Raw genomic sequence first — 24923 nt, 5'->3', positions numbered from 1 at the left:
CGTGGCCCGCCCGCCCCAGCCGGGCGGCCGTTCAGGTCCGGCGGCGCGCGGGGTGGCCGTTCAGGTCCGGCGGTGCGCGGGGTGGCCGAGCGGCGGCGAACTCGGAGATAAACTCGCACAATATTCAAGGTCCCTCAAGGGATCTACGTATCATCATCATCGGGACAGGGACATCGTGAAGGCTCTCGTACTCTCCGGTGGGGCGGGCACCCGTCTTCGCCCCATCACGCACACGTCGGCCAAGCAGTTGGTCCCGGTGGCGAACAAGCCCGTCCTCTTCTACGGCCTCGAAGCCATCGCCGAGGCGGGGATCACCGACGTCGGCATCATCGTGGGCGACACCGCGGCGGAGATCCGCGAGGCCGTCGGCGACGGGTCGGCTCTCGGGATCGACGTCACGTACATCCCGCAGGACGAGCCCCGGGGCCTCGCGCACGCGGTGCTCATCGCGCGCGACTTCCTGGGGGACGACGACTTCGTCATGTACCTCGGTGACAACTTCATCGTCGGCGGCATCACCGGACTGGTCGAAGAGTTCCGCGTGGACCGTCCCGAGGCGCAGATCCTGCTGACGAAGGTGCCCAACCCGACCGCCTTCGGCGTCGCGGAACTCGACACCGACGGGCGGGTGGCCTCCCTCGAGGAGAAGCCGAAGGAGCCGAAGAGCGACCTGGCTCTCGTCGGCGTCTACCTCTTCACGCCGGCCGTCCACGAAGCCGTGCGTTCGATCGAGCCGTCCTGGCGCGGCGAGCTGGAGATCACCCACGCCATCCAGTGGCTGATCGACCAGCAGCGCGACGTCCGCTCGACGACCATCTCCGGGTACTGGAAGGACACCGGCAACGTCACCGACATGCTGGAGGTCAACCGCTCCGTCCTGGAGACCCTGAAGCCCTCCACGGAGGGGACGGTCGACGACAGCAGCGAGATCATCGGACGGGTGCGGATCGAGGCGGGGGCACGCGTCACGAGCAGCCGTATCGTCGGCCCGGTGATCATCGGGGCCGACGCGGTCATCAGCGACTCCTACGTCGGCCCCTTCACCTCGGTCTCGGAGGGGTGCCGCATCGAGGACAGCGAGATCGAGTACTCCATCGTCCTGCGCGGCGCGTCCATCTCCGGTGTGCGCCGCGTCGAGGCCTCGCTCATCGGCCGGGACGTCGAGGTGACTCCCGCGCCCCGCAACCCGTCAGCCCACCGACTCGTGCTCGGCGACCACAGCAAGGTGCAGATCTCCTCATGACGACGAACATCCTGGTGACCGGCGGGGCCGGATTCATCGGTTCCCACTACGTCCGTACCGTGCTGGGCCCCCAGGGGCCGGGCGACGTCGCCGTCACCGTCCTCGACGCGCTCACGTACGCGGGCAACCCGGCCAACCTCGACGAGGTCCGTGACCACCCGGGCTTCACCTTCGTGCAGGGCGACATCTGCGACGCCGAGCTGGTCGGCAAGCTGATGTCCCAGCACGACCAGGTGGTGCACTTCGCGGCCGAGTCCCACGTGGACCGTTCCATCGACGGCGGTGCCGAGTTCGTCCGCACGAACGTCGTCGGGACGCACACGCTGATCCACGCCGCGCACCTGGCCGGCATCAAGACCTTCGTCCACATCTCCACGGACGAGGTCTACGGGTCGATCGACGAGGGCTCCTGGCCCGAGACCCACCCGCTCGAGCCCAACTCGCCGTACTCCTCGGCCAAGGCGTCCAGCGACCTGATCGCCCTCTCGTACCACCGCACCCACGGTCTCGACGTGCGGGTGACCCGCTGCTCCAACAACTACGGGCACCACCACTTCCCCGAGAAGGTCATCCCGCTCTTCGTCACCAACCTCCTGGACGGCGGAACGGTGCCGCTGTACGGCGACGGCGCCAACGTGCGCGACTGGCTGCACATCGACGACCACGTGCAGGGCATCGAGCTCGTCCGCACGAAGGGCCGTGCCGGCGAGGTCTACAACATCGGCGGCGGCACCGAGCTCTCCAACAAGGAGCTGACCGGTCTGCTCCTGGAAGCCTGCGGCGCCGACTGGGAGACCAGCGTCACCTACGTCGAGGACCGCAAGGGCCACGACCGGCGCTACTCGGTCGACTGCACGAAGATCCGCGAGGAGCTCGGTTACGAGCCCCGCAAGGACTTCGCGACCGGCCTCGCCGAGACCGTGCAGTGGTACCGCGACAACCGCGCATGGTGGGAGCCGCTGAAGGACCGGGCGGCGCTGTGAGTGCCGTCTGGCTCGTCACCGGAGCAGCCGGGATGCTGGGCCAGGACGTCCTGGCCCGGCTCGCCGCCGCGGGCATCCCCGCGGTGGCCGCGGGACGGGACGCCGTGGACATCGCGGACCGCGCCTCGGTACGTGCGGCCTTCGAGGAGCACCGCCCCGCGGTGGTCGTCAACTGCGCCGCCTGGACTGCCGTCGACGACGCGGAGACGGACGAGGACGCCGCGCTGCGCGTCAACGGCGAGGGTCCCGCCGTCCTCGCCGGCGCCTGCCGGGAGTACGGCGCCGCACTCCTGCAGGTCTCCACGGACTACGTCTTCGCCGGGGACGCCGCCCACCCCTACCCGGAGGACGCCCCCACCGGACCGCGGAGCGCGTACGGCCGCACCAAGCTGGCCGGGGAGCGTGCGGTGCTGGACACCCTGCCCGACAGCGGATACGTCGTCAGGACCGCCTGGCTCTACGGTGCGGGCGGCGGCAACTTCGTCCGGACGATGATCAGGCTGGAGGGTGTCAAGGACACCCTCGACGTGGTGGACGACCAGCGCGGACAGCCGACCTGGACCGTGGACCTCGCCGACCGGCTCGTCCTGCTGGGGCTCGGCGCTCTCGCCGGCACCGCGCCGGCCGGTGTCTACCACGGCACCAGTGCCGGTGACACGACCTGGTTCGGACTCACCAGGGAGATCTTCCGGCTGCTGGGAGCGGATCCGGAAAGGGTCCGCCCCACGACCAGCGAGGCCTTCGTGCGGCCCGCGCCCCGGCCCTCGTTCAGCGTGCTGGGGCACGACCGCTGGAAGGCGGCCGGGATCGACCCGGTCCGCGACTGGCGGTCCGCCCTCGGGGAGGCGTTCCCGGGGCTGCTCGCCGCGGAACGGCCCTGACGCCCGACGGTACGACAGGTGCGACGGCCGGGTTCCTCCCAGGGGGAGGAACCCGGCCGTCGCCGTATCCGGAGACCACCGTCCGCAGGCCGCGGAGATGTCGTACGCAAAGCCTCCCGTACGACTCGTTCATGGGATAGCTTGCTGCAAAACCTGGCCAGTTGGTCCCTGTCGAAGGGCTGCTCCACGTGAACCGCCATGAGTTCCTCCGGTCTCTGCACCGTGTCTACCGTCCCCGGAACTACCTGGAGATCGGCGTCAACGACGGCCGGAGCCTGGCCCTTTCCCGGGTGCCCTCCGTCGCCGTCGACCCGGCCTTCCGCGTGGTGACGGACATCAGCTGCGACGTCCATCTCGTGCGGGCCACGAGCGACGCCTTCTTCGCACGCAAGGATCCGCTGCTGCACCTGCGCAACGGCCGGAACCCGTTCCGCGCCCTCGCCCGCCGGGACCCGCTGAACCTCCTCGGTGCCGACCCGAAGCTGGAACTCTCCTTCATCGACGGCATGCACCTCTTCGAGTACGCCCTGCGCGACTTCATGAACGTCGAGCGGCACTCCCGCTGGTCGAGCGTGATCGTCCTGGACGACATGCTCCCGCGCGACGTCGACGAGGCCGCCAGGGACCGCCACACCCAGTTCTGGACCGGCGACGTCTACAAGGTGGCCCAGGTGCTGCGCCGCTTCCGTCCCGACCTGCTGGTCATCGAGGTGGACACCGAGCCGACCGGGGTCCTGGTGGTCCTCGGCGCCGATCCCGCGAGCCAGGTGCTGAAGAACGCCTATGACGAGATCATCGAGGAGTACGTCGTACCCGATCCGCAGAACGTGCCCGACGAGGTGCTCGTGCGGAAGAACGCGGTCAAGCCGGAGGAACTCCTCGGTCTGGACCTCTGGCCGGCCCTCGCGCGGGCGCGCAACCTCCGGCGCCCCCGTTCCGCCTTCTCCCCGCTGCGCAGGAGCGTGGAGAGGATCACGGCCTGAACCGCCCCCGCGGACCACGAAGCCCCCGGCCGTCGAGGACGGCCGGGGGCTTCGTGCACTGCACGGCCCTTCCGCGGGATCAGCCGCGGGCGTCCAGGTCGGCGTAGTGGGCCACGCAGGCCTCGTAGGAGGGCAGGAGGCCCTGCGCCTCGGCCTCGGCCAGCGTCGGAGCCGCCGCGTCCTTGTCGGAGAGCAGCGGGGCGATGTCGGCGGGCCACTCGATGCCCAGCTCGGGGTCGAGCGGGTTGATGCCGTGCTCGCGGCCGGGGGAGTACCCCTCCGAACACAGATAGACGACGGTCGCGTCGTCGGTCAGCGCCATGAAGGCGTGGCCGAGGCCCTCCGCGAGATACACGGACCGGTGGTCGACGTCGTCGAGCCGCACCGCTTCCCACTGCTTGTACGTCGGTGAACCGACGCGGATGTCCACGATGACGTCGAGCACGGCGCCGCGGACGCACTTGACGTACTTGGCCTGGCTCGGGGGTACGTCGGCGAAGTGGATTCCGCGCAGCGTGCCACGGCTGGAGACCGAGCAGTTCGCCTGCTCGAGCCTCAGCCGGTGGCCCACGCCCTCGGCGAAGGAAGGCGCCTGGAACCACTCGTGGAAACTGCCGCGGCTGTCCGGGAAGATCTTCGGTTCGTGGACCAGGGCCCCGGAGATGGAGAGCTGCCGCATGTCGATCACGTCCTTGTGCTGGTGAAGGTGCTGGTACTCGTGCCTCGTGCGCGCGGTCAGCCGACGATCCGCGCGGCGAGCCGGCGTGCGCGCTTGCGGGCCCCGCCGGGAAGCCTGCGGGCCAGCGGACCGCCGACCCTGCTCAGCGCCCGGCGAATGGTCGTCTTGCGCTGCTGCGCGGACACCCTGCGGGTGAGCTCCGGATCGGCCTCGGGCAGCCCGGCGGGAAGCACGATCCGCCCGCGCGCGTCGACGGTGACGTCGAAGAGGGCCAGCGGGGCGTACGACCCGCCGTCCAGGCGTACGGACAGGCTCCAGGAGCCGGCCGGTACCTTCGGCGCCTCGGTGGGCAGCGGCAGGTGGGCACGCCCCTCCACCGGCCGCAGCACGGCGGGCAGGGTGTGCGACGCGGAGCCCGAACTCAGCACCAGCTGCACCGTCGAGGGAGCGGTGCCCGTGGAGGTGAAGAGGTCCAGCCTGAGCTCGGGCCGGGTGGACGGCACCAGCAGGGAGGGCCGGCCGTCGAGGTACGGAGCCAGCCTCTTGCTGCGACGGGCGACGTCGAGCGTGAGGTTGCCGTGCGGTTCGGTGAAGTAGGGGATGACGGCCCGGGCCGGAGAGCCCAGCGAGGCGGGCATGCAGGCCGCGTCCACCTGCTCGGCACGGTCGGAACCGAGCCTGGCCTTGCGCACCAGCCCGAGGCCCCGCAGCGGGACCCACACGTCCCAGAATCCGCGCGACACCCGGCCGCGCCCCTTCACGCGCTCCGAGGAGATGGTGCCGGAGCCGCTCAGGACGACCTCGCAGACGCCGTCGCCGAGGTCGTTGAAACCGGTCGTGAACGTCGCGGGGAAGGGCCACTCGACGGCCGTGTCGCGACTGCGCAGCGAGATCTCCGCCGCGTACCCGTCGATGTCGTCGGTGACGTCGAGGAGCTCGCCCTCGGGCATCAGCCCGTCCGTGTGGTCGGGGTGGAGGTAGTAACGGCCGTCGCGCTTCAGCAGCCGGAGGGGCGCCTGGTCCTCGCCGTGCACGAGACGGCCGGTGACGGCCAGGGAGATGGTGCCGTCGGGCTGCCAGGCGAACTCCTCCAGCCGTGCGGCCGCCTTGACCGACGCGGCGAACCGGGCGAGCCGAAGCAGGCCCTGCCGGTCGTCGTTGCGCAGCAGCGTCGACCGGAGCCGCTGGACGGGGCCGAGCCCGTCGTGGACACCGTCGTCCATGAAGTCCTCGGCCACGTCCCGGACGGCGTCGCACATCTCGTCGAGGAACTCGGGCGTGTACTTGAGGACGGCGGGTTCGCTGAGACGGCTCAGCATCTCCACGCGGTAGAAGCGGCGGAGAAGGAGGTCGCGGAATTCTCCGGGCTCGGTGTTCTCGACGACCACGTCGAGTACTTCGCGGAGGTTTCCGTAGTAACCGGTCGGGACGATCTTCGCCGAACCGGCGTTCTTTCCGTCGTCGCGCTTGGAGTAGTAATAGCAGGTGTAGGTCCCGAGGATGGAGACGACCTTCGCGGGGAAGTAGGCCTGCATCATGTAGAGCTGGTCCTCGAGACGCCGCTTCCCCTCCGGGTAGGCGATCCCGTTCTCGCGGAGGAACTCCGTGCGGAACATCTTGTGCGGGGTCAGGCTGTCGTACAGCGGTGCGTCGCGCAGGGTGCACTTCTCGCGCGACTTCTTGAAGACACCGTGCGGGACGCCGCGGAAATTGCTGGCCACCTTGCCGATGACGATGTCCGAGCCGTTCCGCTCACCCATCGCGTACAGGCGCTGCAGCGCCTCGGGGGCGAGGTAGTCGTCCTGGTCCACGAACTGGACGTACTCGCCGGCGGCCTCCGCGACCCCGATGTTGCGCGGCTTCCCCGGCCAGCCCGAATTCGGAATGGTGATCACGCGGAAATGCGAGTGCTGGGTGGCCAGCTTCTCCAGCCGTTCGCGCGTGTCGTCCGTCGACCCGTCGTTGACGAAGAGGACCTCGAATTCCTCCGCGGGAAGCGTCTGACGCAGCAGGGAGTCGATGCAGGGATCGATGTACTTGCCCGGGTTGTAGACCGGGATGACGACACTCACTTTGACTGACACGACTGTGCCCCATCTCTGAGAACCATGGACGACAAGGTGGGGGTTCGGACCGGCAGTCGACTTCGAAGCACGGGGGGCCGCCGCCCGCCCTGCACTCTAGCGCTTGCACGGATCGAACAGTTCGGGTCCCTGGACAGAGGGTAAGGTTCCAGGGTCGCCGGCCCGAGGCAGGCGGCCCGTCACGCCCGGCCCGTCCGGGCCGCCCGCCCCTCGCCCTTCCGATACGCATGACGATCGGGCTGCGGCGCGTGCTATCGATCCGAATTCGGGAGGCCGCCATCTCTTGGCGCAATGCGAGCGGGGCGGGTGAGGTGCGCTGGTCGCGCGGCTCGGTCGCCGAACTCTTCTCCGGCCGCAACAACAGCCTGGGTTTCCTCCGGCTGTCCCTGGCCTCCGCGGTCGTGGTCTCCCACGCGCGGATCCTCGGATTCGGTGACAAGGAGTTCGGGCACCACTTCAGCCACGGCCAGACCGACCTCGGCAAGATGTCGGTCTACGGCTTCTTCGTCCTGTCGGGGATCCTCGTCACCCGCAGCGGTAAGCGGCTGCCCCTCGGGCGCTTCCTGTGGCACCGCGCACTGAGGCTGCTGCCGGGACTGTGGGTCTGCCTCGCGGTGACCGCCTTCGTGGTCGCTCCCTTCCTGTACTGGCGGCAGCAGGGCGGCCTGGGAGGCTTCTGGGGCCACTCCGAGGGGCCGTGGAGCTACATGACGTCCAACTGGGCCGTCGCACCCCGGCAGAACGACGTGTCCGACGTGGTGGCCACCGCGGGCGAGTCGGGCCTCGCGCACAGTCCCAGCATCGATGCGGCCCTGTGGTCGCTGCGCTACGAGGTGCTCTGCTACTTCGGAGTGGCCCTGCTCGCCCTGACGGGCGCGCTCGCGAGGGCCCGCCGGCTCGTGCTGCTGATCGTCGGAGTCATGGGGCTGCTGATCGTGCGGGACGCGCTGGACGTGCCGTTCTGGTCGGGTTTCGACGACTCGAACTACCACGCGAGCATCGAGTTCTTCCAGGTCACCGGACGCTTCGACCCGGACGTCGTCCTCTACCTCGGTTTCGCCTTCGCTCTGGGAGCCGCGATCGAGCTCTACCGCGAACGCATTCCGGTCAGTGATCATCTGGGCGTGGTGTCCGGGCTGGTGTTCCTCGGAAGTCTCCGCTTCGGGTACTTCTTCGTCGTCGGGCTCCCGGCCTTCGCCTACCTGCTGCTGTGGCTCGCCATCCGCCTGCCCGCACCATTCCGGCGGATCGGCGCCCGGCACGACTACTCGTACGGCATGTACATCTACGGCTTCGTCGTCCAGCAGTCCCTGGTCGCGGTCGGATTCACCCGCTGGGGCTTCTGGCCGTATCTGGCGATGTCCCTCGCAGGCGCCCTGGCCGCCGCGGTCCTCTCATGGCACCTGGTGGAGCGTCCCGCGATGCGCCTCAAGGACCTGGGGTCGCCCCGCGCGACCCGCCCGGCGGCGGAGGCCGGCGGTGCGGACCGCGCGGCGGCGCCCGGAACACACGGCCCCGGGGCCGCTCCGGACGGCCTCGCTCCCGGAGCCGCCGACGCGGTCCCGGCGAGCGGAGAGCGGGCGGGCGCGGCCCGGTAGGGATGTGCCCCGTCCGGCCGGCCCGCCGCGCCGCACACCGTCGGGACACCGACGGCGGGCCGGGACGACGGCCGGGCGGTCCCGCCCGTCACTGCTCCGGGCGCAGAAGCCTCCGGACCGGGCGCCCCACCACGCGGCGGGCACGCCGGTAGGCGGACGGCCACGCCGTCGCTCCGTCGCCGGCCTGGAGCTTGATGTTGACCGGACGGCCGGTCTTCCCCTCGAGCTGGCTGAGCAGCAGGGCGTTCTGCTCGGAGAGTTCGGCCATACGGCTCTGCATGAAACTGAAGCGGCTGCTCATCGCCTCCGTGTCGGTGTCGGTCCACGGGCGGACGGCGGGCGGCAGGACGCGCTTGGCGAGCAGTGCGTCGAACGCCTTGCCGCCGTCGCCGTGGTGGAAGGTGTTCTCCAGGCCGTTCTTCTCCATGAAGCCGGTGAACCGGAGGAACCGCTCCTTGTGGCCGTTCACCAGCTCGCCGAAGTCGGCCGCCTCGTACAGCTCGGCGGGGTCGACGTTCTTCGGCGTCTCGGAGATCTTGCGGTGCGGGATGCCGAAGTAACGGCACAGCTCCAGGGTCCGCGAGTCGCTGCAGAGCACGGTGCTCGGGACGCCGGCCAGCAGCGCGGCGATGTTGCCGTGGATGCGGGAGCCGAACGAGAAGTCGAACGCGCGCAGCTCCTCGATCCACGTGGCCGGGTCGATGTAGAGCCGGACCTTCCCCTCGCGGTACATCGGGTGGGACGGGTGGGTCGGCATCGAGGTCTGGGCGCCGATCGGGTTCGACGTCTCCCGCCAGTGGAGCAGCTGGGCCTCCAGGAGGTTCTGCCCGACGAACCGCAGATTCGGATAGCGCTGGTGGGCCTGACGGATGATCGCGTCGAGGCCGTGGGACCGTACGGCGCTGTGCGAGCCGTTCACCGAGATGCGGGATTCCGCGGTGAGCGTCTCGGACTTCTTCTCCAGCGTGAAGGTCTCGCCGTTCATGAACATGGAGGGACAGCCGATGACCTCGACGTCCCGGAAGCCCATGTTCTTCAGGTACTGCTCGGTGAACTCACCCCGCACGCCGATGGACGCGCTGCGGTTGAGCACCTCGGTGACGAATTCCCTGACCGTCGGCTCCATCGGCTTCAGCCTGGCCGCGTCGTACTTGAGGTCGGCCTGCGCGCCCACACCGAGGACGACGACGGGAATGCGCAGCTTCTTGATCAGCTGCGTCATTCGCTTCAGGGGCCGCTCGAAGGTCGGACGGAACGCGTTCGCCAATGGCACGACGAATACGTCGAACTCCTCGTTTATGCGGCCGGCCGCCGACGGATCCGTGCGGATGCCGTTGGAGAAGACCTCAGCCCGTGGAGTCGTGAGGATCTTGTGCGACGCGTCGCTGAAGATCAGGTTGCCCGCGTTCGTGGCGAAAACATCTCTGTGGAGCGATTGTTCGAGCGTGTCCACATCGAAGGGGCTTTTGCCTGATCGGAGAAGAATGCGTCGTTGGCGGGTGGGTTCATCAGTCACTTAATGAGGGTAGCCCGATGAACGGCCTGTGGAGATTACGTAAATGACTCCATTCGTGGGCATGTCGGAACGAACGCCGGGGCGACTCGTCCGCGGAGCGGCCCCCGTATCGCGTCAGCAGTTGAGACGGCTCGGTGCGGTGCGGGCCCCTCGCGTAGATTGAGGGGAACCGCGCAGGACGACGTGATGGGGACAGGCGTACGTGTCAGGGGCAAGGGATTCCGAAGGCGCACTCGGCACACCCCCGGAGGACGAGGCCGGGCTCAGGCCGGACGTGACCGGTGCCCGCCGGATCGTCGTCAAGGTGGGGTCCTCCTCGCTGACCACCGCCGCGGGAGGCCTCGACGCCGACCGGGTCGACGCACTGGTCGACGCCCTCTCCAAGGTCAGGAGCGGCGGGGAACGGGAGATCGTCCTCGTCTCCAGCGGCGCCATCGCGGCGGGCCTCGCGCCCCTCGGACTCGTCCGCAGACCCAAGGACCTGGCGCGCCAGCAGGCCGCCGCCAGCGTCGGCCAGGGGCTGCTCGTGGCGCGCTACACCGCTTCCTTCGCCCGTTACGGCATCCGGGTGGGCCAGGTGCTGCTCACCTCCGACGACACCAGCCGGCGGGCGCACTACCGCAACGCCTACAGCACGCTCGACCAACTCCTCGAGATGGGCGCCCTCCCCGTCGTCAACGAGAACGACACGGTGGCCACGGACGAGATCCGGTTCGGCGACAACGACCGGCTCGCGGCCCTCGTCGCCCATCTCGTGCACGCCGATCTCCTCGTCCTCCTGTCCGACGTGGACGGTCTCTACGACGGTGACCCGAGCACGCCCGGAACGACGCGCATCACCGAGGTCGGCGGACCCGCCGACCTGGAGGGCGTCGTCATCGGCAGCGCAGGCAAGGCCGGCGTCGGCACCGGGGGCATGGTCACCAAGGTCGAAGCCGCCCGGATCGCGACCGCCGCCGGAATTCCGGTGGTCCTCACATCCGCCAGCCGGGTGGCGGACGCCCTCTCGGGACGGGACACCGGCACACACTTCCACCGCACGGGACGCCGTTCGGCCGACCGGCTCCTCTGGCTGGCCCACGCCTCGACGCCCCGGGGCGCCCTGACCCTCGACGAAGGGGCGGTGCGTGCCGTCGTCGAGCGCCGCACGTCCCTGCTGCCCGCCGGGATCAGCGCGGTGGAGGGGGAGTTCTCCGCCGGTGACCCGGTCGAACTGCGGGACCCCGCCGGCCACGCGGTCGCCCGCGGACTCGTCAACTTCGACGCCAAGGAGATCCCCCAGCTCCTCGGCAGGTCCACCCGCGACCTCGCGCGCGACCTGGGACCCGCCTACGAACGCGAGGTCGTACACAGGGACGATCTCGTCGTCCTCACGCCCCACCCGGCCCCCCGAAACGGCTGAAACTCCGGTCATCGGGCGGAGACCTTCACGAAAACCGCCCCACGCCCCGCTCCGGGCTGGTCAACTTTGTCTCGGGGACACAGAGGGGTCAGCACAGCTACGCAAGCACAGGAGGCCGCCGGTGAGACGAGCGCGCCCCGGGGCGCCGCCCCGCGGAACGGGCAGCCGCGCCCTGACCAGCGTCGGAGCGGGGGCCGACTTCGTCGACGCCTCCGACGACCAGGCAACCGAGCGGGAACCGGGGGCGACGGACGAGGAACTGACCCGCTCCAGGCTCTGGCACATCACCCTCAGCGTCTCCGGCGGCGAGACGCCGCTGAGCGAGGTCAGACGCGGGCTCGAACAGCTGGCGCACGACCACCCCTTTCTGCTGACCAGCCGGTACGCCAACGACCACGCCGAGATCCGCTACTGGGAAGAGGCCCGGGACCTGCACGACGCGGCGGCGGTGGCCCTGCGGCTGTGGGGGGAGCACCGGTCGAGCGCCCGGCTGCCCCCCTGGGAGATCGTCGGCCTCGAAGTCATCGACCGGCAGACGTACCACCTGCGCATCGCCGAGGGCTACGGTCCGCCACCGGCGGCCCCGGTCGGGGTGCACCCGTACTGACCGGGCGTACCGGACCGGGTGCACAGGCGCCGCCAGGCCCGTCTCGCATCACGGGATATGTGACGGATGCCCGCAGCGGGCGCACTACCCTGCGGGCATGACCACGCTTTCGCCGTACGACAACATGTCCCCGGTCGCCCAGGCCGCCTACCGGGCACGCGCCGCCGCCGACGACATCGCGCCACTCCCGCGCGCGGCGAAGGACGACGCCCTTCTGGCGATCGCGGACGCCCTCGAGGTGCGCACCGGCGAGATCATCGAGGCCAACGCCGAGGACGTCGCGCGGGCCCGTGAAGCCGGGACGAGCGAGTCCGTCGTCGACCGGCTGACGCTCACCCCGGAGCGGATCCGTGCCATCGCCGCCGACGCCCGGGACGTGGCCGCCCTGCCCGACCCGATCGGTGAAGTGGTCCGCGGCTCCACCCTTCCGAACGGCATCGACCTCCGCCAGGTCCGGGTACCGCTCGGGGTGGTCGGCATCATCTACGAGGCCCGCCCCAACGTGACGGTCGACGCCGCCGCTCTCTGCCTCAAGTCGGGCAACGCGGTGCTGCTGCGCGGCTCTTCGTCGGCGTACGCCTCGAACACCGCTCTCGTGCGGGTCCTCCGTGACGCGGTGGGCGGCTCCGGTCTCCCGGCGGACGCGGTGCAGCTGGTGCCCGGGGAGAACCGTGACTCGGTGCGCGAACTGATGCGGGCCCGCGGTCTGGTCGACGTGCTGATCCCGCGCGGCGGGGCGTCCCTCATCCGGACGGTCGTGGAGGAGTCGACCGTCCCCGTCATCGAGACCGGTACGGGCAACTGCCACGTCTACGTGGACGCGCAGACCGATCTCGGCATGGCCGTCGACATCCTGGTCAACTCCAAGGCGCAGCGCCCGAGCGTCTGCAACTCCGCCGAGACCCTCCTGGTCCACAAGGACATCGCCGCCGAGTTCCTGCCCCTGGCCCTCGACGCCCTGGCCGACGCCGGTGTGACGGTGCACGGCGACGAGCGGGTCCTGTCGTACGCCGAGGGGTCGAAGGCGACGGTGGTGGCGGCGACGCCCGAGGACTGGGAGACCGAGTACCTCTCGTACGACATCGCGGCCGCCGTCGTCGAGTCGCTGGAAGGGGCCGTGGCGCACATCAGGCTCTGGTCCTCCGGCCACACGGAGGCGATCGTGACCACGTCGCAGGCCGCGGCCCGCCGGTTCACCCAGCTGGTCGACTCCACGACGGTCGCCGTGAACGCCTCCACGCGGTTCACCGACGGCGGCCAGTTCGGCTTCGGGGCCGAGATCGGCATCTCCACCCAGAAGCTCCACGCCCGGGGCCCGATGGGGCTTCCGGAGCTGACGTCGACGAAGTACATCGTCACCGGGGACGGCCACATCCGTTAGCCGGGCAACCACCGCGGGGCGGGCGATTCCGTGCGCTCCCTGCCCGGATCGCCCTGTCGGGGGCTACGCTGAATCCGTGCCGGACGACGTGGGGGGCGGGCCGTTCCAGGACGGCCGGGAGCCCGACGACGACCGCGGGGGCGCGGACGAGGACTTCGCCTCCGTGGTGTTCGACGAGGACTTCGTGCGGTCCGCCGAGATCCACGAACCCAGCGCGGTGGAGCGTCTCCTCGCCGCCGCGGAGGCCCGTGCCGAGGCGGAGGCGAGCAGGGCACGCTTCCGTCGCGGTTCCCGGGACGACGACGACTCCTACGGCCCCGACGGATACGGCCCCGACGGCGCCTACGGCCGCCAGAGGGCTCGCGGTGGCTTCTGGGACCCTGACGACCCCGACGGCGCACACGCAGGCGCCTCCGACCCCTACGGGCCCGACGGCGGCGCTCTGCGCCCCTACCGCGGCACGGCACACTGGCACCGGCCGATCGCCTGGCTGCTCGCCGTGCTCATAGCCATCGGGATGGTGGCGCTGGCCCTCAGCGCCGTCTACCGCGGCGCGGCGAACAACCGGCAGGAACAGACGCCGCGTCCGGCCACGAGCGGCGTGGACAAACCGGGCCCGGTTCCCTCGCTCTCCGCCGACCACTCCCGCCCGGCCGTCTCCGCGGTCCCGCGCACGCCCTGAGCTCCGTCGGCGCCGCACGTGGCGGCAGGGGGCACGGAGTCGCGGGCCGGGCCGGATGCGGGGCGGGTGGCCGAGACGCCCGGGACGGGTGGGGGACCCGGATGGAGTAACGGGCGGGTGGGGCCCCGCGGCCGGGAGCCTCCTGCGCCCGCGAGCGACACCCGTACGGACGCAGAGGCACGGCCGCGCGATGAGGCCTGGTCGGGAAGGCCGCGCGGGCCCGGTCCGCCGGCGAACCGGCCGGGCTTCCGACTGCGCTCCCACCTGCACGGCGTTTACCGTGATGACGATCGACCCAGTCTGAAGGTACGACCCTGTGACCCCTCCTCCCGTCCCCGTCTCCGGGGTGAGGGCCTGATGCCGAACCCGTGACGGACAGGTCCGCCGGCAGCCGCCTGGCTGAGGCGGATCCCAGCGCCCGCCCTCACCGGCGGCGCGCGGAGATCGGGAGGAGTCATGGCAGGCCGCGGAGAACCGCCGGAAGGGACGCCAGAGAACCCTTCGGGAGGGGAGGACGAGTACCGCTCCCTCGTCTTCGACGAATCGTTTGTGCGCGCCGCCCGGCTGCAGGAGTTCTCCGCCAGGGAACGCATGGGCGAACCTGCCCGCGCCGTGCGTTCCCTCCCCGGCAGGGGCGCCCGCCGGCACCGCTCCAAGGCCGGCATAGCCCTCGTCGTGCTGATCGCCCTGGCGTTCGCCACCGCCGTCTACATGGGCTTCCGCAACCCCTACCCCGCTCCCGCCGGCCGGCGTGCCGAATCGCTGCGCACGACCGTCGTCCCGCTCGCCCCCCGGGGACCGGTGCCCGCGGGAACACCGGAGTCCCTCCTGGACGACGGCCCGGCCGCCGGATTCCGCACCGGCGCCTCGGGCATCAACCTTCCGGCCGTACGGAGGACCAAGAACTTCTCGGACAGCCAGGTGACCATGGGCCTCACCACGGTCAAGGACTACCTGGTGGCATCGGCGCTGGACCCCGACGTGCTCACCGGAGGAGTCGTCCGGCCGGTCGGGCGTCTCCTCGACCCGGACCAGACGGCACAGTTCGACCGGAGCGTGGGCTCGCCGTCCGCCGACGGCGAGCACCTGGCGACCGGCTGGCTGGTGCGTTTCGACCCGGCCCAGGTCGAACTGGCCGACCCCGAGATCAGGGTCCAGGGCACCTTCACCTACGCGGAGGCGGGGGCTGACACGCTGGAGGTCGTGTCCGACCACACCTTCACGTACACACTGCGGCCCGCCGTGTCCGGACCCCACCGGGCCGACGCGGCCTCGCTGTTCACCGTGCGCCGTGTGCTGCGCTTCCTTCTCGACCGCGAGGACATCCGGCTCCACCGGCTGGAGGTCCGCAGCGCCTACGTCCAGGCAGGCCCGCAGTCCTGCTCCGCCGACATGGCGGCCGTCCTCCGCCCGCTGCTCGCGGGCGAGCGGGCGGACACCCGGGGCCCGGCCGGCACCGATCCCTACGCCACGGGCGTGCCCACAGCGGCCCTCTGCGGCACCCTGACGGTCAGCTCCCAGCCTCCGGCCCCTCCTCGGGGCCCGGACGCCGCCAAGTCTCCTCCGAACCGTCCGTAGCGTCCGTCCCGGTCCTGCTGTCCGTGGCGGTCGCGCCGCCCTTGCCCGTGGCGCCGCCCCCTGACGCCGCGCCGCCGCCCGCCCCGGTGAACCTGTCCCGCAGCTTGCCGCCGAGGTCGCCGGCGCCGCCCGCGATGTCACCGACGAGCTTCATCAGCGGGTCCTTGCTCGTGCGCACCGTGTCCGCGTAGTGGGCCGCCGACTCCCGGAAGGAGTCCGTCACCGAAGTGTCCTTGTCCTCGTCGCGCCGCGGGTAGTGGCCGTCCATGAGGCGTTGGTAGTCCCGGGACTCCGACCACTTCTTCAGCTCGGCCGCGCGCACCGTGGTGAACGGGTGTGTCCGGGGCAGCACGTTGAGGATCTTGAGCACGGAGTCGCGGAGATCCCCGCCCTTCTCGTACTCGTCGGCCTGGGCGAGGAACGCGTCCACGTTCATCTCGTGGAGGTGGTTGCCACCCGCGATCTTCATCAGACCGCGCATCGACGCGCGCAGGTCCTGGCCCACAAGCAGCCCGGCCCGGTCGGCGGACAGCTCCGACTTCCGGAACCACTCGCGCAGCGCCGTCACGATCGCCATGATCGCCACGTTGCCCAGGGGGATCCACGCCACCTTGACCGCGAGACCGGTGAGGAAGAGCAATATCGTCCGGTACACCGAGTGACCCGAGAGGGCGTGGCCCGTCTCGTGGCCCACGACGGCGCGCATCTCCTCCTCGTCGAGCAGCTCCACCAGCCCCGTCGTCACCACGATGATCGGCTCGTCGAGACCGATGCACATGGCATTGGGCTTCGGGTCCTGCGTGACGTACATCGGCGGGACCTTCTTCAGGTCCAGGATGTAACAGGCGTCCCGCAGCATGTCGTTGAGATGCGCGAACTGTGCGTCACTCACCCGGACGGAGTCCGACAGGAAGAGGAGTCGCAGGCTCCGCTCGGGGAGCAGGCCGCTCAGCGCCTTGAAGACGGTGTCGAAGCCGGTCAGCTTCCGCAGGGCCACCAGGGCCGAGCGGTCCGCCGGGTGTTCGTACGCCCGGGACGAGATGCCCGGGAATCGCTTGCGCTGCCTGCTCGGCACGCCCTCGTGGCCGGTGTCGGTCATGGATGCCCCCTGTTCGTACGAGACGTCGCTCGTCCCCCTGACAAGAGCCAGCGTATGTGCTGGCGCTACGGTGTGCGGGGGGCTGTGGATAACTTTGAGGAGCGCCCGGAATGCCGCACATCGCAGTACTGCTCGCCGCCGTGTCCGAGGACCAGGGGCCGGGCGACACGCTCCGCGTCGTGCTCCTCGTCTCGCTCGTGGGAGCCGCTCTGCTCGGCTGGTTCCTGCTGCGCGGATACCGCAACGACGACAACAACGACTGAGTCGGCGTGAGCGTGCCCGCGGCGCACGCATACGATGTGCGCGACGTCTCCCTCCAGATCCCCGATGGATAGGTCCTGCAGAAGATGAGCCTCACGAGCACCGCGCACCAGCTGGTCAACCTCGCCTCCGAAGGTGAGCACGGTGGGAACCACGAAAGCCTCAGCCCGTACCTCACCGGTGGCGGCGCGCTCGTCGTGCTGCTGCTCCTGCTCTGGGTCACCACGCGCTTCAACCGGGACCGCTGAGGCAGAGGGCGAACAGCTGTGCCAGTAGGGTCTGCACGCATGGGAGAGCAGGAAGTGCCTACCGGACGCGGCAAGCGCCGACTCGGCGTGATGGGCGGGACATTCGACCCGATCCATCACGGCCACCTCGTGGCGGCCAGTGAAGTGGCCGCCCATTTCGACCTGGACGAGGTCGTCTTCGTGCCGACGGGGCAGCCGTGGCAGAAGAGCCACAAGCAGGTGTCCCCGGCCGAGGACCGCTATCTCATGACGGTCATCGCCACCGCGTCCAACCCGCAGTTCTCGGTGAGCCGCAGCGACATCGACCGTGGCGGTCCGACGTACACGATCGATACGCTGCGGGACCTGTGCAGGGTCCACGGCGACGCGGACCTGTTCTTCATCACCGGCGCCGACGCCCTGTCCCAGATCCTCACCTGGCGGGACGCCGAGGAGCTGTTCTCGCTCTCCCACTTCATCGGTGTGACCAGGCCGGGGCACGTGCTGACGGACGACGGACTGCCCGAGGGCGGTGTCTCGCTGGTGGAGGTGCCCGCACTGGCGATCTCGTCCACGGACTGCCGGGCGAGGGTCGCGCAAGGGGAGCCGGTCTGGTACCTGGTCCCGGACGGTGTCGTCCGCTACATCGACAAGCGCCAGCTGTACCGCGGCGAATGAGCCACGGAGAGGGGCACCTGTGACCGACCGCCAGAACCCGTACGACCCGTACTACCAGCAGCAGCCGCAGATCATCGGCTACGACGAGTACGGGCAGCCGGTCTACCAGCAGCAGGGGCAGCAGCAGTACGACCCGTACACGCAACAGCAGACCCAGCAGGACGGACAGTCCCAGCAGGGCTACGGCTACGACCCGTACGCCGGTACGCAGCAGCAGTACGACCCGTACGCGGCCCAGCACACGCAGCAGCAGGGACAGCAAGCCCCGCAGGCCCCGCAGGGACAGCAGGCCCAGCAGGGCCAGCAGGGGTACGGGTACGACCAGAGCTACGCCGGATACGGCTACGACACCGGCACGCAGCCCGTCGTGGACGGCGCCACCCAGCAGTGGGCCACCACCCCCGCGCCGCCCGCGCCCGGCCCCGCCGCCCCGGCGCCCGCACCCGTGGCCGCTCCGCCGGCGGACGAGCGGCGTGAGCCGGAGCCGCAGGCGGGCCCCGGCGTGCCCGGGCAGCGCCGCGCCGACGGCGACTACCGCACGGAGCAGTTCTCCTTCATCGAGGAGCCCGACGAGAACTCCGAAGACGTCATCGACTGGCTCAAATTCACCGAGAGCAGGAGCGAGCGGCGCGAGGAGGCTCGGCGGCGCGGGCACAACCGGATGGTCGCGCTGATAGTCGTCGTGGCACTCGTGGTCGTCGGCGGAGCCGGCTACCTCTGGTTCGCCGGGAAGATCCCGGGTGTCGGGGGCAAGGACAAGCAGAGTGCCGCGACCGCCGGCCCCCAGAAGAGGGACGTCATAGTCGTCCACCTGCACAACACCAAGAAGGGCGGCACCTCCACGGCGCTGCTCGTCGACAACGTCACCACCAAGAAGGGCACCACCGTCCTTCTGCCCAACTCCCTCGCGGTGGCCGGGGACGACGGTTCCACCACCACCCTGGGCAAGTCCGTCGACGACGACGGCTCCAGCGGGACCCGCGAGGCGATCGACACCCTGCTCGGCACCAGCATCAGCGGAACCTGGCGGCTCGACACGCCGTACCTCGAGAACCTCGTCGAGCTCGTCGGCAACATCGAGGTGGACACGGACACCGCCGTACCCGCCCCCGAGAAGGGCGCCTCACCGCTGGTGCGCAAGGGTGAGGCCCAGACGCTGAGCGGTCAGGCGGCCGTCGCCTACGCCACCTACCAGGGGCCGGGCGAGCCCGAGGCCAACCAGCTCATGCGCTTCGGGCAGGTCATGCGCAGCGTGCTCCGCAAGCTCTCGGAGGACCCCAAGGCCGCGACCGTCACCATCGAGACGCTCGCGCAGATCCTCGACCCGTCCCTGCCGGAGCAGGACCTCGGTGCCTCGCTGGCGAAGCTCGCCGGGCACGCCAAGGTCGGTGACTACAAGACGGAACTCCTGCCGGTGCAGGACGACGGCACCCTCACCGAGAGTGCCACCGAGAGCGTCGTCAAGGACGTCCTGGGCGGCAAGGTGAAGGCTCCGGACCAGGACGCGGCGGTGCGCGTGGGGATCAAGAACGCCACGGGCAGCACCCGCGGCACGGAGAGCGCCCGGGTCCAGCTGGTCAACGGAGGCTACGCCTTCGTCGACGGCGGCACGGCGGACACGGCGGCCTCGTCCGCGGTGGTCTACGGGACCGCGGAGGACAAGGCGAAGGCGGTCGAGGTCGCGAAGACCCTCGGCCTGCCGGAGAGCGCTGCGGAGAAGGGCAAGCCCGCCGCCAACGCGGACGTGTCCGTGCTGCTCGGGCAGGACTACGAGATCCCGAAGCAGACGTCGTAAGGGCTGTCGGCGGTCCGTGAGACCCTAGAGGTTGATCTGACCGCCGACGAAAGCCTGCATGTGACCGCCACGGACCGCTCCATCGAGCTCATCACCGCCGCCGCCCAGGCGGCGGCCGACCGGCTCGCGCACGACATCATCGCCTACGACGTCAGCGACGTCCTGTCGATCACCGACGCCTTCCTCGTGGCCTCGGCTCCCAACGACCGCCAGGTCAAGTCGATCGTCGACGAGATCGAGGAGCGGCTGCAGAAGGAGCTCGGCGCCAAGCCGGTGCGCCGCGAGGGCGACCGCGACGCCCGCTGGATCCTGCTCGACTACGTCGACATCGTGATCCACGTCCAGCACAGCGAGGAGCGCGTGTTCTACGCGCTCGAGCGACTGTGGAAGGACTGCCCCGAGATCGCCCTTCCCGAGGACGCGGTCAAGACCCGGGGCAAGGCCGAGGAGCACGCCCAGCTCAACGGCGGCACGGAAGGTGAGCAGAGCTGAACGGCAGCAGGAGCGGCCGAGGCCGCAGGATCGTCCTCTGGCGCCACGGCCAGACGGCGTGGAACCTGGAGCGGCGCTTCCAGGGGTCCACGGACATCGAGCTGACCGAGGCCGGCGTCGGGCAGGCCCGCCGGGCCGCCCGGCTGCTCGCCTCGCTCGGGCCGGACGCGATCGTGGCGTCCGACCTGAGCCGGGCGGCGGCCACGGCCGCCGAGCTCGCCGCGGTCACCGGCCTGGCCGTCGCCCACGACTCCGCCCTGCGCGAGACGTACGCGGGTGCCTGGCAAGGGCTCACGCACGAGGAGATCGTCGAGCAGTACGGCGAGCAGTACTCCGCGTGGAAGCGCGGTGAGCCGGTGCGCCGGGGCGGTGGCGAGCTGGAGACCGAGGTGGCCGACCGAGCCGCGCCGGTCGTCCTGGAGCACGTCGGCAAGCTGCCGGACGCGGGGACCCTCGTTGTCGTGAGTCACGGCGGCACGATCCGGACGACCATCGGCCGTCTGCTCGGACTCGAGTCCCATCACTGGGAGGGGCTCGGCGGGCTGTCGAACTGCTGCTGGTCCGTCCTGGGCGAGGGCGCGCGCGGCTGGCGTCTGCTCGAGCACAACGCCGGGACGCTTCCCGAGCCGGTGCTCGGGGACGACGACTGACGGTCGCCGCGCGGCCTTCCATCGCCGGTCGGGGCCGGATTTCACTTTCCGGCTGGTCGCAGGCTAAAGTTCTTCTTGTTCGCAGCGCGGAAACGCAGGGAAACACAGCGAACAGCGGGGCTATAGCTCAGTTGGTAGAGCGCCTGCATGGCATGCAGGAGGTCAGGAGTTCAATTCTCCTTAGCTCCACAGTCAAGATCCCGTCCCCGGCAGGGGGCGGGATCTTTTTTTCGTCCTGCGCCAGGGCGGCAGCGGCGACGCGCGCGAACACCTCCCCAACTGGCTTGCCCCGCTGGGCACAAGGGGCGACAGGGCGCCCGGGGCCCGCTCCCTGCACTGTGCCGGCTCGCGCGGTGCCGTTCCTTCAGGCCAAAGGCGGGTGACGGGCCCGTCGTCGGGCTGACCCCCTTGCGGGGCCATGGCAGAATCGGAGCGCCGGAGGGGGCGACGGACCGATCGGGAGGGAGCGCGATGCCTGCGAGCCGCGTACGGGTCCCCGACCCGCTGCTTGCCCTCACCGCGACCCATGGCCCCACCGCGGACGGCGGACCTGCCGTTTCGCGGGAGAACCCCTTCGCGTGCACGGCCTGCGGCCACAGTCGGAGCTGACCGGATGGGTGCACACAGGCGGAAGTGCGACTGGTGCGGCAGCGGCACGCCCATCGTCAGGGACATGGATCCCGTCAACGCGGAGTTCCAGTACTGGTGCGAGGAGTGCGCGCGGGCGCTGATCATAAAAGGCGACGCCATCGAGACGTACCGCGAACTCGAAGGGGAGCCCATCTACGGCCGGCTCCTGGAGGAGCACTGCACGCTCAAGCGGTTCTACTCCTTCGCGACCGCCTGACGGGGGCGACGGGAGCCGGACGAACCGTACGCCGGGGCGCCGGCCCCCGGCCGGATCGAGCCCCGGTGGAAACGATTTTTGATGGGCCGGGGGGACCGTGTAATGTTCTCGATGTCGCCAGGGAAACCGGGTGGCAAACAGCACGGGGCTATAGCTCAGTTGGTAGAGCGCCTGCATGGCATGCAGGAGGTCAGGAGTTCAATTCTCCTTAGCTCCACAGTGAAGAAGCGGGTCATCCGGATCGGATGACCCGCTTCTCGTTGTCCAGGGCCCTCCCGTGCGGACGGTCAGCCCCGGCCGCTGCCCAGTGCCCTGCGCTGGGCGCTGGGCAGCGCGGGGCGTTCGGCGGGAGCCTGTTCGATGCGCAGGGCCAGCGCAGGGCAGCGCCGTACCGCTCGCTGGGCCCGGCCCCGCAGGTGCATCGGTACGGCGGCGTCCGCGAGCGCGGGATAGCCGTCGGGGCCCAGTCTGATCAGTTCGGGAACGATGTCCGCACAGAGCCCGTGTCCCTGGCACAGCGTCCAGTCGACGGCGAGCTTCTCCCCGCTCGGAATGGACTCCTCCAGGTCCTCGTATCCGGCGGCGGGCAGCGGAAGCACGCCGAGCGTCTCGCGTCCGCAGCCGCCGTCCAGAACGTGTGCGGCGAGGTCGTCCGTGAAGGCGGAGAGGGTGGACGACAGGAAGCGGGCCGAACCGTCCGGGTGTTTGCAGGCCCCGCGGCCCTTCACGGCCTGGGTCACCTCCCGCAGCGCCTCCAGGGCCGCCGGCCCGCCGCCGTTCAGCACGTCCGAGAGCCCGCCCGCCGCCGCCGGCAGGCCCAGCTTGCAGGGACCGCACTGGCCGGCCGTCTCGGCGGCCAGCCAGTTCGCGATCCGCAGGGACTCGCCGATCGGACAGGTGTCGGGGCCGATCGGCAGGATGGCCCCGGCGCCCAGTGCACCGCCCGCCGCCGCCAGTGAGGCCCTGGAGACCACCGCGTCGTGCGAGGCGATCGCGTCGATCCAGTTGCCGTGGTAGCCGCCGGTGAGGACCCCCTGCGGCAGCGGCGGGGCTCCCGCGAGCTGCAGGACGTACCGCAGGGGCACTCCGGTGGGCACCTCGACCACCATCGGGGTCGCCACGGCCCCGGAGACGGTGAGCAGGACCGTGCCCGGTTCGTCGTGCAGGCCCGTGTGCCCGTAGCGACGGGAACCGATGCGGGCGGCGACCGCGAGCTGGGCGTACGTCTCCGCGTTCGACAGCAGTGTCGGGGCTCCGGCGACGCCCGACTCGGCCGCGCGCTCACGGCGCCCCGGAGGCAGGGCGGGCCCGCCGTTCACCGCCCGGATGACGGCGGACGCCTCTCCGGAGACCATGCGCTCGGGGGTGCGCACGACACGGGCCCGCAGGTGCTGTCCGCGCTTGTCGGACAGGCCGCGTTCGGCCAGGGCGGCCCGTACGGACATCTCCGTGGAGTTCCGGGTGACGGCCACGACCAGCGTGCGGGCTCCGAGCGCTTCGGCGGCGAGCAGCGCGCCGTCCAGGATGAGGTGCGGAGCACGGTTGAGCAGCACGGTGTCCTTGCGGCAGGCGGGTTCGCCCTCGCTGCCGTTGATCACGACGACGGGCCTCACCCCGCGACGTATGGAGGCCTTCGCCACCGCGCGGAGCTTCTTCCCGAACGGGAATCCCGCGCCGCCCCGGCCGCGCAGGGAGATGGCCTCGGCCAGCTCGGCGAGCCGCTCACCCGTCATCGGTTCGAGCGGGCCGTGCACTTTCAGGTGCATGGCGAGATCGAGGCGTTCCACCAGGTCGAATCCGGTGGTCAGCTGGGGGAGGCCGACGACGCGGACCTCGGGCACATCGGGGAGGGGGACGTTCAAGGTCGTTCTCCTGCGGGTGCGTGCCAGGGGGCCCCGGCCGGGGGCGGGTAGAGCGGCCCCGGCAGCTGCTCGGTCTCCTGGTCGGATGCGGTGGTCGGATAAGAGGTCTGCGCGGGCGGGGGTGCCTGGGACGGGAGAGCGGGAGAGGGGGCGGGCCAGCGGGTGTCCGTCCCCTCCCGTGCGGCGGCGGACGCCCGGGACACCGCCCGGTAGGCGGCCGAGATGCCCGGCCGCGTTCCGGTCGATGTCTCCGGTGCGGGCCCGAGCCGGTCGGCGACACGAGGGGGTGCCTCGTACGGGGCCTCGAAGGACGACGGCGCCTCGAAGGACGACGCCTCGAAGGATGACGGGGCCTCGTAGCGCGGCTGCTCGTACAGGGGCTGCGCGGAGGGAGCCTGTGCGTACGGCGCCCGGCCGTACACCCCGGAGCCGTACCCGGGTGTGCCGGGCGGAGGGGACGACGGCGCCGTCAGCGTCCGGGGACGGACCGGGGTGCCGCGTACCCCGCGGTCGTCGTCACCCCAGCCGGGGGCGTCCGGCGGCAGGCCCCGGCGGGGCTGCGGCGGCGCGTGTTCCGCTCCGGGGAGCGGGGAGGTGCGGACGACCGGGTCGGACGGCGAGGGTGGGCCCGCCGAGCCGGTCAGGTCGGTGACCAGCTCGATGACCAGCCTCTTCGCCGGGCCGGGGAGGAGCCGCAGACAGAGGGCGGCCGCCACCGCGAGGAGGCAGAGCATGTACATCACGACGACCCAGGTCGCCGGCTGCCGGCCCGCGTAGAGACCGTGTACCAGTGCGGAGCACCACGCCGGGTAGGCCAGTGCGTGCAGCGCGCGCCAGCGGCCGGCGATCTTGCCGGGGGTCGCGAACGCGCTCCGCATGGCGCCGGTGGCGGCGGCGACGATCATCAGCAGTCCGGCCAGTGAGCCGAAGCCGATCAGACCGGCGGTGCCGCCGACACCCGTGCCGAAGGGTATGAGGGCGCCCAGCAGGCCGACGTGACCGAGGGCGACCTTCACCGTGCCGTGCAGGAGGAGGAAGCCGAGCGAGGTGACGGCGGCGGCCCGGTGGATGCCCTGGCAGACGAGCCGCTGGCGGGTCGAGAGGAACAGCCGGTCGGTGGCCAGCAGGCCCCACGCGACGGCCGCGGTGAGCGACACCAGCGTCAGGACGCCGGTGGTGAAGTCGAACGCGGTGCGCATGCCGTCGCTCCCGGCGACGGCGAGCAACGGAATGAGGACCAGCGCCGCGACGGTCAGTCCGCCCTGTGTCTGGCGGCTCATACCTGGACTCGGACTCATGGAGGGGGACGAGCGGATCCTGCGATGAGGCTTCATGGGGGCGACTCCGAATGGTTCGGCAAAGCGGTCCCGTTGCCGCATGCTAAGTCGCCGCATA

General features: G+C 70.8%; 23 protein-coding genes and 2 tRNA genes. 19 read left to right on the top strand and 6 right to left on the bottom strand.

Annotated elements, in window-relative coordinates:
* Positions 1–175 precede the first annotated feature (175 nt).
* From ACFYY2_RS28590 to ACFYY2_RS28575, 4 genes are all read left to right on the top strand, one after another.
* Positions 176–1243, top strand: a complete 1068-nt coding sequence (locus tag ACFYY2_RS28590) for a glucose-1-phosphate thymidylyltransferase (protein ID WP_388748242.1) — start codon at positions 176–178, stop codon at positions 1241–1243.
* Positions 1240–2226: a dTDP-glucose 4,6-dehydratase gene (gene rfbB, locus ACFYY2_RS28585; protein WP_388748240.1), complete on the top strand. Its 987-nt coding sequence runs from the start codon at positions 1240–1242 to the stop codon at positions 2224–2226. The genes ACFYY2_RS28590 and rfbB overlap by 4 nt, the downstream gene beginning before the upstream one ends.
* On the top strand, positions 2190–3107 hold the full coding sequence (gene rfbD / locus ACFYY2_RS28580) for a dTDP-4-dehydrorhamnose reductase (RefSeq protein WP_388748238.1): 918 nt from the start codon (positions 2190–2192) through the stop codon (positions 3105–3107). The genes rfbB and rfbD overlap by 37 nt, the downstream gene beginning before the upstream one ends.
* Positions 3108–3295: 188 nt before the next feature.
* Positions 3296–4090, top strand: a complete 795-nt coding sequence (locus tag ACFYY2_RS28575) for a class I SAM-dependent methyltransferase (protein WP_388748236.1) — start codon at positions 3296–3298, stop codon at positions 4088–4090.
* A gap of 79 nt (positions 4091–4169) precedes the next feature.
* Here ACFYY2_RS28575 and rfbC read toward each other — a convergent pair whose 3' ends face one another.
* Positions 4170–4769 (bottom strand): dTDP-4-dehydrorhamnose 3,5-epimerase, encoded by a 600-nt coding sequence (gene rfbC, locus ACFYY2_RS28570; protein WP_388748234.1) that lies wholly within the window; start codon positions 4767–4769, stop codon positions 4170–4172.
* A gap of 56 nt (positions 4770–4825) precedes the next feature.
* Positions 4826–6853: a glycosyltransferase family 2 protein gene (locus ACFYY2_RS28565; protein WP_388748232.1), complete on the bottom strand. Its 2028-nt coding sequence runs from the start codon at positions 6851–6853 to the stop codon at positions 4826–4828.
* 227 nt (positions 6854–7080) lie between these two features.
* Between ACFYY2_RS28565 and ACFYY2_RS28560 the strand changes: the two genes are divergently transcribed.
* Positions 7081–8451: an acyltransferase family protein gene (locus tag ACFYY2_RS28560; protein WP_388748230.1), complete on the top strand. Its 1371-nt coding sequence runs from the start codon at positions 7081–7083 to the stop codon at positions 8449–8451.
* Positions 8452–8539: 88 nt separating this feature from the next.
* Here the strand turns inward: ACFYY2_RS28560 and ACFYY2_RS28555 are convergent, their stop codons facing one another.
* Positions 8540–9967: a polysaccharide pyruvyl transferase family protein gene (locus tag ACFYY2_RS28555; protein WP_388748228.1), complete on the bottom strand. Its 1428-nt coding sequence runs from the start codon at positions 9965–9967 to the stop codon at positions 8540–8542.
* Positions 9968–10241: 274 nt separating this feature from the next.
* On the opposite strand from ACFYY2_RS28555, the gene proB reads away from it, so the two are divergent.
* The 5 genes from proB to ACFYY2_RS28530 all read left to right on the top strand — a co-directional run bounded on the left by proB (position 10242) and on the right by ACFYY2_RS28530 (position 15617).
* Complete coding sequence (proB, locus tag ACFYY2_RS28550) at positions 10242–11369, top strand: glutamate 5-kinase (RefSeq protein ID WP_388748352.1); 1128 nt, start codon at positions 10242–10244, stop codon at positions 11367–11369.
* A gap of 121 nt (positions 11370–11490) precedes the next feature.
* Entirely contained in the window at positions 11491–11976 is a 486-nt protein-coding gene (locus ACFYY2_RS28545) for a hypothetical protein (RefSeq protein WP_388748227.1), read from the top strand.
* A 97-nt stretch (positions 11977–12073) separates the two neighbouring features.
* Positions 12074–13357: a glutamate-5-semialdehyde dehydrogenase gene (locus ACFYY2_RS28540; protein ID WP_388748225.1), complete on the top strand. Its 1284-nt coding sequence runs from the start codon at positions 12074–12076 to the stop codon at positions 13355–13357.
* 76 nt (positions 13358–13433) lie between these two features.
* Positions 13434–14039: a hypothetical protein gene (locus ACFYY2_RS28535; protein WP_388748223.1), complete on the top strand. Its 606-nt coding sequence runs from the start codon at positions 13434–13436 to the stop codon at positions 14037–14039.
* Between the two features lie 456 nt (positions 14040–14495).
* A complete protein-coding gene (locus tag ACFYY2_RS28530; RefSeq protein WP_388748221.1) occupies positions 14496–15617 on the top strand; it encodes a hypothetical protein in 1122 nt (373 codons plus the stop codon).
* Here ACFYY2_RS28530 and ACFYY2_RS28525 read toward each other — a convergent pair.
* The gene (locus tag ACFYY2_RS28525) at positions 15550–16716 is read right to left on the bottom strand and encodes a M48 family metallopeptidase (RefSeq protein WP_388748219.1); all 1167 of its coding nucleotides are present in this window, start codon (positions 16714–16716) and stop codon (positions 15550–15552) included. The two genes, ACFYY2_RS28530 and ACFYY2_RS28525, sit on opposite strands and share 68 nt — an antisense overlap.
* A 110-nt stretch (positions 16717–16826) precedes the next feature.
* On the opposite strand from ACFYY2_RS28525, the gene ACFYY2_RS28520 reads away from it, so the two are divergent.
* The 9 genes from ACFYY2_RS28520 to ACFYY2_RS28480 all read left to right on the top strand — a co-directional run bounded on the left by ACFYY2_RS28520 (position 16827) and on the right by ACFYY2_RS28480 (position 21883).
* Entirely contained in the window at positions 16827–16979 is a 153-nt protein-coding gene (locus ACFYY2_RS28520) for a hypothetical protein (protein WP_327118725.1), read from the top strand.
* Between the two features lie 84 nt (positions 16980–17063).
* On the top strand, positions 17064–17225 hold the full coding sequence (locus tag ACFYY2_RS28515; RefSeq protein ID WP_388748217.1) for a hypothetical protein: 162 nt from the start codon (positions 17064–17066) through the stop codon (positions 17223–17225).
* Positions 17226–17264: 39 nt separating this feature from the next.
* Positions 17265–17882 (top strand): nicotinate-nucleotide adenylyltransferase, encoded by a 618-nt coding sequence (nadD, locus tag ACFYY2_RS28510; RefSeq protein ID WP_388748215.1) that lies wholly within the window; start codon positions 17265–17267, stop codon positions 17880–17882.
* Between the two features lie 19 nt (positions 17883–17901).
* Positions 17902–19677, top strand: a complete 1776-nt coding sequence (locus tag ACFYY2_RS28505) for an LCP family protein (RefSeq protein ID WP_388748213.1) — start codon at positions 17902–17904, stop codon at positions 19675–19677.
* A 60-nt stretch (positions 19678–19737) separates the two neighbouring features.
* Positions 19738–20169 carry a ribosome silencing factor gene (rsfS, locus tag ACFYY2_RS28500; RefSeq protein ID WP_327118734.1) on the top strand — a complete coding sequence of 144 codons (432 nt, stop codon included), beginning with the start codon at positions 19738–19740 and terminating at the stop codon, positions 20167–20169.
* Positions 20166–20819: a histidine phosphatase family protein gene (locus ACFYY2_RS28495; protein WP_388748350.1), complete on the top strand. Its 654-nt coding sequence runs from the start codon at positions 20166–20168 to the stop codon at positions 20817–20819. Before rsfS ends, ACFYY2_RS28495 begins: the two co-directional genes overlap by 4 nt.
* Positions 20820–20935: 116 nt before the next feature.
* Positions 20936–21008 (top strand) — tRNA-Ala (locus ACFYY2_RS28490).
* A gap of 424 nt (positions 21009–21432) precedes the next feature.
* Positions 21433–21666 carry a hypothetical protein gene (locus tag ACFYY2_RS28485; RefSeq protein WP_327118736.1) on the top strand — a complete coding sequence of 78 codons (234 nt, stop codon included), beginning with the start codon at positions 21433–21435 and terminating at the stop codon, positions 21664–21666.
* A gap of 144 nt (positions 21667–21810) precedes the next feature.
* A tRNA-Ala gene (locus tag ACFYY2_RS28480) sits at positions 21811–21883 on the top strand.
* A gap of 70 nt (positions 21884–21953) precedes the next feature.
* Here the strand turns inward: ACFYY2_RS28480 and ACFYY2_RS28475 are convergent.
* Together ACFYY2_RS28475 and ACFYY2_RS28470 are read right to left on the bottom strand one after the other, a co-directional pair.
* The gene (locus tag ACFYY2_RS28475) at positions 21954–23528 is read right to left on the bottom strand and encodes an NADH-ubiquinone oxidoreductase-F iron-sulfur binding region domain-containing protein (protein WP_388748210.1); all 1575 of its coding nucleotides are present in this window, start codon (positions 23526–23528) and stop codon (positions 21954–21956) included.
* Positions 23525–24808 carry a hypothetical protein gene (locus ACFYY2_RS28470; protein WP_388748208.1) on the bottom strand — a complete coding sequence of 428 codons (1284 nt, stop codon included), beginning with the start codon at positions 24806–24808 and terminating at the stop codon, positions 23525–23527. Before ACFYY2_RS28470 ends, ACFYY2_RS28475 begins: the two co-directional genes overlap by 4 nt.
* Positions 24809–24923: the final 115 nt, after the last annotated feature.

Origin of the sequence: Streptomyces sp. NPDC001822 (assembly GCF_042892135.1) — a bacterium.
Taxonomy (GTDB): Bacteria; Actinomycetota; Actinomycetes; order Streptomycetales; family Streptomycetaceae; genus Streptomyces.
The sequence above is the reverse complement of the archived record's forward strand: the minus strand, read 5'-3'. Positions and strand labels throughout refer to the sequence as shown.

Bases quoted from the DNA above. Each gene is read 5' to 3' on its own strand.
- rfbB (WP_388748240.1), top strand. From the start codon at position 1,240: ATGACGACGAACATCCTGGTGACCGGCGGGGCCGGATTCATCGGTTCC.
- rfbD (WP_388748238.1), top strand. From the start codon at position 2,190: ATGGTGGGAGCCGCTGAAGGACCGGGCGGCGCTGTGAGTGCCGTCTGG.
- rfbC (WP_388748234.1), bottom strand. From the start codon at position 4,769: ATGCGGCAGCTCTCCATCTCCGGGGCCCTGGTCCACGAACCGAAGATC.
- ACFYY2_RS28560 (WP_388748230.1), top strand. From the start codon at position 7,081: ATGACGATCGGGCTGCGGCGCGTGCTATCGATCCGAATTCGGGAGGCC.
- ACFYY2_RS28540 (WP_388748225.1), top strand. From the start codon at position 12,074: ATGACCACGCTTTCGCCGTACGACAACATGTCCCCGGTCGCCCAGGCC.
- ACFYY2_RS28530 (WP_388748221.1), top strand. From the start codon at position 14,496: ATGGCAGGCCGCGGAGAACCGCCGGAAGGGACGCCAGAGAACCCTTCG.
- ACFYY2_RS28525 (WP_388748219.1), bottom strand. From the start codon at position 16,716: ATGACCGACACCGGCCACGAGGGCGTGCCGAGCAGGCAGCGCAAGCGA.
- ACFYY2_RS28520 (WP_327118725.1), top strand. From the start codon at position 16,827: ATGCCGCACATCGCAGTACTGCTCGCCGCCGTGTCCGAGGACCAGGGG.
- ACFYY2_RS28515 (WP_388748217.1), top strand. From the start codon at position 17,064: ATGAGCCTCACGAGCACCGCGCACCAGCTGGTCAACCTCGCCTCCGAA.
- nadD (WP_388748215.1), top strand. From the start codon at position 17,265: ATGGGAGAGCAGGAAGTGCCTACCGGACGCGGCAAGCGCCGACTCGGC.
- ACFYY2_RS28485 (WP_327118736.1), top strand. From the start codon at position 21,433: ATGGGTGCACACAGGCGGAAGTGCGACTGGTGCGGCAGCGGCACGCCC.
- ACFYY2_RS28470 (WP_388748208.1), bottom strand. From the start codon at position 24,808: ATGAGCCGCCAGACACAGGGCGGACTGACCGTCGCGGCGCTGGTCCTC.